General features: G+C 40.0%; 6 protein-coding genes and 2 pseudogenes. 6 read left to right on the forward strand and 2 right to left on the reverse strand.

The genetic code is table 11. From position 1 onward, the window contains the following. From BACCOPRO_RS18480 to BACCOPRO_RS06460, 6 genes and pseudogenes are all read left to right on the forward strand, one after another. Positions 1 to 601: pseudogene (locus tag BACCOPRO_RS18480) on the forward strand (primase-helicase family protein); the annotation flags it as partial. A gap of 251 nt (positions 602 to 852) precedes the next feature. Beyond that, on the forward strand, positions 853 to 1,824 hold the full coding sequence (locus BACCOPRO_RS06445; RefSeq protein ID WP_008142055.1) for a DUF8464 domain-containing protein: 972 nt from the start codon (positions 853 to 855) through the stop codon (positions 1,822 to 1,824). A gap of 234 nt (positions 1,825 to 2,058) precedes the next feature. Beyond that, on the forward strand, positions 2,059 to 3,366 hold the full coding sequence (mobV, locus tag BACCOPRO_RS06450; protein WP_008142057.1) for a MobV family relaxase: 1,308 nt from the start codon (positions 2,059 to 2,061) through the stop codon (positions 3,364 to 3,366). A gap of 327 nt (positions 3,367 to 3,693) precedes the next feature. Then, a complete protein-coding gene (locus tag BACCOPRO_RS18485) occupies positions 3,694 to 4,191 on the forward strand; it encodes an AAA family ATPase (protein ID WP_008142059.1) in 498 nt (165 codons plus the stop codon). Next, positions 4,173 to 5,705, forward strand: a complete 1,533-nt coding sequence (locus BACCOPRO_RS06455; RefSeq protein WP_008142061.1) for an ATP-binding domain-containing protein — start codon at positions 4,173 to 4,175, stop codon at positions 5,703 to 5,705. Before BACCOPRO_RS18485 ends, BACCOPRO_RS06455 begins: the two co-directional genes overlap by 19 nt. 13 nt (positions 5,706 to 5,718) lie before the next feature. Next, positions 5,719 to 8,247, forward strand: a complete 2,529-nt coding sequence (locus tag BACCOPRO_RS06460; RefSeq protein ID WP_008142063.1) for a tetratricopeptide repeat protein — start codon at positions 5,719 to 5,721, stop codon at positions 8,245 to 8,247. Positions 8,248 to 8,445: 198 nt separating this feature from the next. Here the strand turns inward: BACCOPRO_RS06460 and BACCOPRO_RS06465 are convergent. Both BACCOPRO_RS06465 and BACCOPRO_RS06470 read right to left on the reverse strand, forming a co-directional pair. Continuing rightward, positions 8,446 to 8,877 (reverse strand): annotated as a pseudogene (locus BACCOPRO_RS06465) (hypothetical protein); the annotation flags it as partial. A gap of 13 nt (positions 8,878 to 8,890) precedes the next feature. Beyond that, positions 8,891 to 9,381, reverse strand: a 491-nt coding sequence (locus tag BACCOPRO_RS06470) for a hypothetical protein (RefSeq protein WP_008142066.1), incomplete at its 5' end; no start/stop codon positions are given.

Genomic DNA, 9,381 nt, shown 5'->3' on the forward strand with positions numbered 1-9,381 from the left:
TAAGGTGGAAGCCAAAGGCAAAGACCGTGACGAGATTGCGTTCTTCGCCAAATTCGTGCTGTGTTCCAACAACGAGCATCTGCCCGTAATCATAGACGCAGGGGAAACACGCTATTGGGTGCGCAAGATAAACCGCTTGCAGTCCGATGATACCGACTTCCTGCAAAAGCTGAAAGCGGAGATACCCGCCTTTCTCCATTTCCTGCAACACAGAAAACTGTCCACCGAAAAGGAAAGCCGGATGTGGTTCAACCCCACATTGCTGCATACAGAAGCCTTGCAGAAGATTATCCGTAGCAACCGCAATCGGCTGGAGATAGAGATGTCGGAACTGCTGCTTGACATTATGGTTGCAATGGATGTGGATAGCGTTTCATTCTGCCTTAACGACCTTGTCGTACTGCTGGTGCACTCGCAGGTAAAGGCGGAAAAGCACCAAGTGCGTAAGGTGGTGCAGGAGTGCTGGAAACTAACACCTGCACCAAACGGGCTTACCTACACCACTTATCAGGGCAATTACAACAGAAGTTGTCACTATGAGCCGATAAAGAGGGTGGGACGCTTCTACACCGTCACAAGGGAGCAACTCGAATCCCTGTAATACTATCATTTTTCTGTTGAATTGTTGAATATGGGTATAAATACACTGACAATAAACGATATACATTCTCAACAAAATTTCAACAAGCCAAAAGAGAAGTTGAGAGACCACCGACACCCGTTTGTGGATTTCTCTTTTGGTGAGCGGTTTGTTGAGAAGATGTTGAGAGGTTACGAGGCTGTATATAAACATATTACATCAACAGTTCATCAAATCAACAAATTTTCATCAACTTCAAAACCGTATGTAATATGACAATCCAAGATGTAAAGCAAATCAAACTGGCAGACTATCTGCAAAGTCTGGGCTATACGCCTGTAAAGCAACAAGGCAGGAACCTGTGGTACAAATCACCGTTACGGGAAGAAACGGACGCATCGTTCAAGGTAAACACCGAGCTTGAAAAATGGTACGACTTCGGCATCGGCAAAGGCGGTAATATCATTGCATTGGCAGCGGAACTCTACCATTCGGGAGATGTAGCCTATCTGCTGAAACGCATAGAGGAGCGGACAGCATACATCCGCCCTGCATCGTTCTCTTTTGGCAGACAGCATTCCGACAATCAGCCTTATCAGGGATTAAGGGTTGGTGAGTTGTCCTCTCCTGCTCTTATCGCCTATCTGCAAGAAAGGGGAATAAACATCGGACTTGCCAAAAGAGAATGCAGGGAGCTTCGGTTTATGAATGCCGACAAACCCTATTTTGCCATCGGCTTTCCGAACATGGCAGGAGGATATGAAGTGCGCAACAGATACTTCAAGGGATGTGTCGCCCCGAAAGACATCACCCATATCCGACAGCAGGGCGGACAACGATGTATGTGTTACCTGTTTGAGGGGGTCATGGATTACCTTTCATTCCTTACCATCCGAGTAGAAAACAATCCGCAACACCCGCGATTGGACACACAGGACTATATCATATTGAACTCCGTTTCCAATCTTGCAAAAGCGGAAAGCATATTGGAGACCTACACCCAAGTCGGCTGTTTCCTTGACAACGACACGGCAGGACGGAACACCTGCACGAAACTGAAAGAGAAGTTTGGGGAACGCCTGCTTGACAAGTCAATGTACTATCGTGAGTATAAGGACTTGAACGACTACCTGTGCGGTAAGCCCTTGTCCCAATCGGCAGAGCCGATAAAGGAGAAGAAGCAAGTCCAATTCGCAAGGCGGATGATGCAGCCACCGAAAAAGAAAGGGGGATTTCATCTGTAATATGCACGTTCGCTTTCCCAAAGGTATTTAGACAGAAATACCATAGCTCAATAGGGCGTTTTCTTCACGCATTACTCCGTAACGCTAAAAACACCCTATCGAGCCAAAGGGAAATCCCTTTGGAAACCCTGTGCAAACGAGTGCAGCAAGGACTCATTTGCATAATAAACCCTGTGAACCGATGCCACAGGCAGAGAGAAGAAACATAACGATAACCGCAAAAATAGAAATAATATGGGATATTTTTCATTGGACATAAAGAAAGCAAAGGGGACATCGGACACCACGCAGTCCGACCATATAGAGAGAAAGATAATACCTAAAAACGCAGACCCGACAAGAACACATCTGAACAGGGTGCTTGTCGAATACCCCGATGGCGTTCACGGCAGGGATGAAGCGATTGCCCACAGGCTGAACACGGCAGGCATCAGACGGAAAATCACACACGACCAAGTCCGTGTTGTCCGGGTGGTTTTATCGGGTACGCACGAGGACATGATGAACATACAGGAAAAAGGAAAGCTTGATGAATGGTGCAACGACAGCATCCAATGGCTTCAAGCCACATTTGGCAAAGACAATGTGGTTGCTGCCCATCTGCACATGGACGAGAAGACTCCACACATCCACGCAGCCGTTGTTCCCATCGTAATAGGTGAAAGGCGCAAAGCCAAGAAAGAACAGACGGACGGCAAGCGCAAGTACCGCAAGAAAACAAATTCCGTCCGTTTGTGTGCCGATGACCTGTTCAACCGCCAGACCTTGATTGCCTACCACGACAATTACGCAAGGGTGATGACGAAATACGGATTGCAACGTGGGGTACGGGGCTCGGAAGCACGGCACACTACCACCATGCAGTATTATCGGGACTTGAAAAAGAAGAATGAAACCCTTGAAACCGAAACCAGACTATTGCAGGAGAAGAAGACCAAAGCGCAGGAGGAGTTGAGACAGGTAAAAGCGGAAATCCGCACCGACAAGTTCAAAAGCGCAGCCACCGATACGGCAACCGCCCTTGCAAGCAGTGTGGGTTCTCTTTTCGGAAGTGGAAAAATGAAATCATTGGAACGTAGGAACGAGGACTTGCAAGACCGCATCCTTGAACTTGAAGACGAAGCCCGACAACGGGAACGGCAACAAGCCGAACAGATACAGGAGATAAGAAACGCTTACGAGCAACAGCACCGTAAGCTGTCGGAGTTTACAGATTTTGTCAGACGCTACTTTCCGTATGTGGAGAAGCTTATACCTGTGGTAAACTTCCTACGTGAACGTTTGGGTTTCAATGACGGAATAATCAGAAGACTGTGCGAGTTCAAGGAGGTCGGAATAAAAGGTAAACTCTATTCTTCCGAGTTTAACCGAAGTTTTGATACCCGACATTCTGTCTGCTCCATCAAACAGGATGAAAGCGGTAAATTCGATTTCAAGATAGACGGGGTTTCACATGTGAACTGGTTCAGAAAGAAGATGAATGAGTTTAGGGAAGCCATGGGAATACCTAAGCAGAAACAAGATAGAGGTATAAAACTATAAATCAAAGGAACGGCCGTAATAATCTGCCTGTATTGAGCGGATTATCACGGCTTTTTTATACTTTTGCAAATGGATTGAGACAACTCTGTCCAAAGACATATGAAAATAGAAGAAGCGTTATGCTCATCTTGTACTTGAAAACGTAGGAAATTTTCAATTAGATGCAAGGATAGCATAGTGGTTCTCACGCATATAGCGTGGGCTGCTATTGTTACATCTGCATCTATGGTTTCCTACGACCTTCAAGTAAAGAGTGTGGCATACAGTTCCACGCTTTTTAGTTTAGCCTTATGGTGACAAATATGAATAACATAAAATGGAATATAAATGATATTAACTGCACAACAGAAGCAAGCAATGATAATGATTGAAAAGTTCATTGCAGATAAAGATAGCCAAGTATTTATTTTGAAAGGATATGCAGGTACAGGTAAAACGACATTGATTCGTAGTATTGCAGATTATTTATCTACTCAATCTTTACATATTCAGTTAATGGCTCCGACCGGACGTGCTGCAAAAATATTACGTTCTAAATTACCAAATTATGGTGCTTCTACTATTCATAGGGGAATCTATAATTTTTCTCATCTAATAGTGGAAGAATCTGAAGGAACACTTAAATATATATTTCCACTTAAAGATAACCACGAGAGGTGTATTTATATTATTGACGAAGCCTCCATGATTAGTTCTCGTGAATCAAAGAATGAACTTTTCCAATTTGGTACAGGAGTATTAATAAAAGATTTACTTAGTTATGCAAGATTAAACTTCGGTGGAAAGGTAATTTTGTTGGTGACCCTATGCAGTTGCCTCCCGTAGGTGATGATTGTTCTGTTGCATTAGATGAAACTTATTTTGATATACTAGAAATGAATGTATATTCTTATGAGCTCACAGACATTGTTCGTCAAGATAAGAATAGTTGTATTTTGGCTAATGCTACAATACTTCGTGAGTTGATTCGGAAAAAAGAACGAAATCGCCTTGTGTTCAAGAAAAAGGAACATGAAGTAATGGATATTGGAGCAATGGAAGTTGCTAAGAAATATTGTGAAGATCCAGAACAATCGTCTGCTATAGTTTGTTTCTCAAATCAACAAGCAGCTGATTATAATACGGCTATTCGTAATATAATATTTCCTGAAACGAATCATGTGGCGGTAGGAGATAAATTGATGGTAGTATGCAATAGCTACTATTATGATAAATGTGAATTATTGAATGGTGATATCATAACTGTAGTAGAAACATCAAATGATATTATCTCTCAGTCTGCACCTATTTGGACTGAAAAAAATGGGAGAAAAGTAAAAGAAATCATTACGCTTGATTTCAGAGAAATAAGTTTTCAAGTAGAAGATGGTAATATTTATAAACGCTATATTATTGATACATTACTCCAAAACAAGCGACCTTCACTGACAATTGACGAAATGAAGGCTCTTTATATCAATATGGTAATGCGTATGCGTACGGAGAAAGGATTGACTAATCCTAAATCTGAAGAATTTACTAAGGCAATGTGGGGAGACCCTTTCTACAATGCTCTTCATGTAAAGTACGGTTATGCTTTTACATGCCATAAATCACAGGGTGGTGAATGGAATACAGTTTATGTAGATTTTTCAAGACGCACAGGGCTTGATGTGGATAGCCTTCGTTGGAAATATACAGCGATAACTCGAGCTTCTAAGATGTTATGGTGTATTAATCTTCCTGATGTAACACCTATTACATCTCTTAAAATAACCCCTATCAATAAAACTGCAAAAACAGCTGTTAATGCTTTATCTTTTGATAATATAGAGGATACACCTTTTCATCCTTCATCAATATTACCTTCAGTAAAATGTAAATATTGGTCTGTTGTAAAGAATATGAATGGAACTCTATATTCAGTAAAGAACGTTATCTGTAAACCTTGGAGAGATATTTATGAAGTAAATACACCAACCGGTATAGTAAGAATTGATGCAATATATAATGGAGCAGGTCTGTTTACAAAATATGAAACAGATGCCAATGACACTGAGTTGTTGTTTTTCTTCCAGAATGATGAAAATATCAAATATAAAATAGACTATCATCCATCTTTGGAGTCATTAAAGATGCTACATAGTCGCATGATTTCTTTGTGTGATGAATGTGGTATCATATTAACAAATGTGGTGGAAGAACATTACCAACTCGTATATTATATGAAAGCTTCTGGTAATTATGCTGCTATAACTTTTTTCTTTAATGGGAAAGGGTTTATTAACTATGCTGCTCCACTTTCTGATATCGGAGAAGCTGATATTAAACTGTCACAACTCATAGAAAAATTAACATAATAGAAGAATACTAATGTCTGTAAAAGAAGTAACATTATTGCGTAAAAGTGGTAATCTAAAAGAAGCATATAAGATGGCCATAGATGATCTGAAAGAAGATAGGAATAACCCATGGGCACAAATGTCTCTCTTTTGGGTTCTGCGTGATATATGTCAGCAACTATGCAATAGAAACGCCATAGATAAAGCTAAAATTTGCTTGAAAGAGATGTCTTCATTACTTCCTACAATGGTGGATGATAGTGGCGCAGGAGAAAGAGCTTATACTAATTTGTATAAACGATTGCAACCTAACGCTGATGCTATTTCAAAAGCATCCGAGCTATCAAAAAATGATCCTTCAAATGCTTATGTTCAGGTAAAGAATTATATTGACTCTGCAAATGATGTAGATTCAGCTTTGCATGAAGAGTTAGGCTGGATAATTTATCGTTATATCAAGGCTAAAATTTCAAATTTGACATCGTTGGAAATAAGAACGTTGCTAAAAGACTATATGTATCTTAGGAATGAACGTCCTTCAATGCTTCATTCTCAAATATTGAACTTTGCTTTGAGTTTCTCAAAAGAACATTCTGATTTTAGTTTTTACCGTTTCTTTATGCTCTGGGAACCAGAAAATTTACGTTATGAAGATTTGAACAAGGGCTATTACAATGGTAGTGAAATTCCCTCGCTTATTTCTCGTATATGTCGTCAAATTGTAAATAGCGGCGAGGATATTGATGTCGAGATGCTGTGTGAAAAGATAAATCTCCCAAAAACAGAAACACTTGACCTGTTACGTGAACCGCAGTTTTGGGAAATTATGAATCTTCATAAAGAAGGTAAAATGCGTGAGATGTTTGAAGCTTTTACTGTCTATAATAAAAGAAACGCCGTTTATGGTGCTTCTCATTGGCATTCTGAAGTGTTGAAAATTGCAGAGCGTCACATGAATGGTCAAGAAACATGGAGATTTATTTACTTTTTTAGAGATTGGAGATATGAAAACCTCATGGATGCTGATTGGAAAGAAGAAACAGATAATAATGGTAACACTTATAAACCTTTGGCTGTTAAAGCAGCAAAGAAGTGTTATGAATATCTCAAAGAATCACACCCAAGAGATGCAGAACTAGTATCTTGGTTAGATTCATTGTATAATGTTCTTATTGAACGTGCTAAAAAAGATGAATGGATATTAAGACAACGAGCAATAATATATACATGGCAACAGCAATATGACCTTGCTATCAATGTGTACAAATCTTTATTACTTGAAATGAGTGAAAAATACTATGTATGGAGTGAATTGGCAGATTGTATACAAGATAGTAATGAATTAAAGATAGCATTGCTTTCTAAGGCTTTACTTGTTGAACGAAATGAAGATTTTCTCGGCTCTATTCATTTGACTTTAGCCGACCTGCTTATAAAGGAAGAGCTAACATCTGAAGCCTTATGCGAATTGAATATATATAAGAAATTTCATGAAAACACTTCCCGGAAATACCAAGAATATATTGAACGAGTCGACATATCAGTTATTCCGCCCAATAATAATAAGCTATTGTATAATAGATATGCCACCATTGCTGAAGAGTACGCTTTTTCAGAAATTGAAGCAAAAGAGGTTACGCTGGTGGATAGATGGGAAAAAGACGGAAAAACTTATTGCACTCTCACAAATGGGGTAGACGTTATATTTCAAGTGAATGTAAAGCGGTTTCCTTTTTTGACGAATGCGATATTTGGTTCTGTTTTTAGAGTAAAGTGTCATGTAGATAAAGAGGAAAAGCAAATTCAGACAAGTTGCTTCTCTTGGAATAAAACAAAAGTGACAGAAGCTAAATATATACCTCTTTGCATGCATAAGAGTGAAACAAGGCTATGGATGGGACTTCCCCAAAAGTTTGGATATGTAGAATATTTGAATGAAGAGAAGAAAATTCTACATATTGTAACGCAAGATTCCCAGCAAATATTTCAAGCTTTTAAAGAAAAATGGGGCACTATTTCAAAAGGGGATTTTGTCAGTTTCAGAGAATATACTATTATAAAAAAGAATGAAAACAAAGTAGTTATTGCTAATGTAGAAAAAGTAAATAAAGAAACTGCTTTACCGAATTTTAATTCTGGTATTGTGGTCGTTGACGATATAAACATACAAAAAAAATTATTCCATTACACTTTCGGTCAAGGAAAAATTGGAGGTATCGTATTCTTTAATGATACGGATCTTCGTCCCGAAGTAGGACAATGCTTGAAAATATTCTATTGTGTAACAAAAGACAGGAAAGGTGAAAAAAGGCCTATTGTACTTAATGTAGAAGAAACTGCAGAAATAAACACAAGTGCAATAAAGACAATTCAAGGTCACTTAGAATTAAAATATAAAAATGGTTCTTGGGATGATTCTCCTGATTTTGCATTTATTGGTGATTACTACGTTCATCATTCTGTTCTTTGTGAGTATAATATCACGAAAGACTGCTATGTTACTGCCGATGTTATATATGCTGGACAGGGTAAATGGAAAGTTATAAAAATACATCAATAGAATTATTTGACAAGAGACAAAATATATCCTATTTTTATTGCTTGCCAAATAATTTTTATACCTTTGCAATAATAAAGAGTTACTTGAATGCAATTCAAGGCAGAACATAGCATATGGCACAGTTGCTAATTCATTACCTCAAAATCGGGTAATTCTCCTAAAGTCTTTTGTATAAGGCACTAACAGAAGTTTTCTAGAATTACTGAAAAAGTTTCCTATCATTGTTCCAAGCCCTCCGCTTGTCGTTTCCTTCAGGAAGTTTGATACCCCGTCCAGTTTTCCGTCAAGCCCGGATACCGCTTCTGACACCGTATCCATAGCTTCTCCGGCTTTCTTCTTCAGGGCTTTCATTCCCTCAGTAGTTCCGGCAAGGCTGTCTGTTGCGTTCTTGCCTACTACAGCTTCACTGACAATTCTTGCCACACTCTTGTCCGAGGTCAGCTTTTCCCAGCCGACGTATCCTACACTACCTGTTACTGCAGCTGTTTTTACAACTTTCCCGGCCGTTCGTAGTGTTCTCGTTGGATGCAACATTGCATTCCCGGCTGTTTTGCCTGTCTCCGCAGCAGCTGTTCCGACACCTTTGGCAGCCTTGCCGCCATATTTCAATAATATGTTCCAAAATCCCATATATTTTCGTATATTAAGGTCTTACATTTTTCCCTGCCTGTTTCCACCGCCTTTTTGCCGCTTCCACAATATCCCGCTTGTCTGCCATCGGCCGTGCGCTTTCGTCTATCTCCAGCCAGATGTCACCAAGCGTAGTGTATTTCACAGCTTTGGTCAGCCGTTGCAGTTTCTGGTTCATTATCCTCAGTTTGGGGCGGATGCCGAACACTATTTCCGTACGTTCCTTTTCCGTCATCTTGTTGTCCGATATACAGGCCGAACGGATGTCATTCACGATTTCCACACTGTTAAGTATCAGTTCCCTGTATATGGCATTTCGCCTGCTGGATAGGGCTACGGCCACAGCGTTCGGAGAGTCCCGTGCCAGTTGTCTGGTAAAGTCCCCCATATTGTCAGTCAGCTTCGATACCTCATGGTAGAATCCGTATATCTGTGCCGCGTAGCTGACAATCGAGCGGAACGAGTCCAGATAATTGTTGAACTCCCGCTGCAGGTTGGTAGTTG

The sequence above is a fragment of the Phocaeicola coprophilus DSM 18228 = JCM 13818 genome (assembly GCF_000157915.1).
Lineage (GTDB): Bacteria > Bacteroidota > Bacteroidia > Bacteroidales > Bacteroidaceae > Phocaeicola > Phocaeicola coprophilus.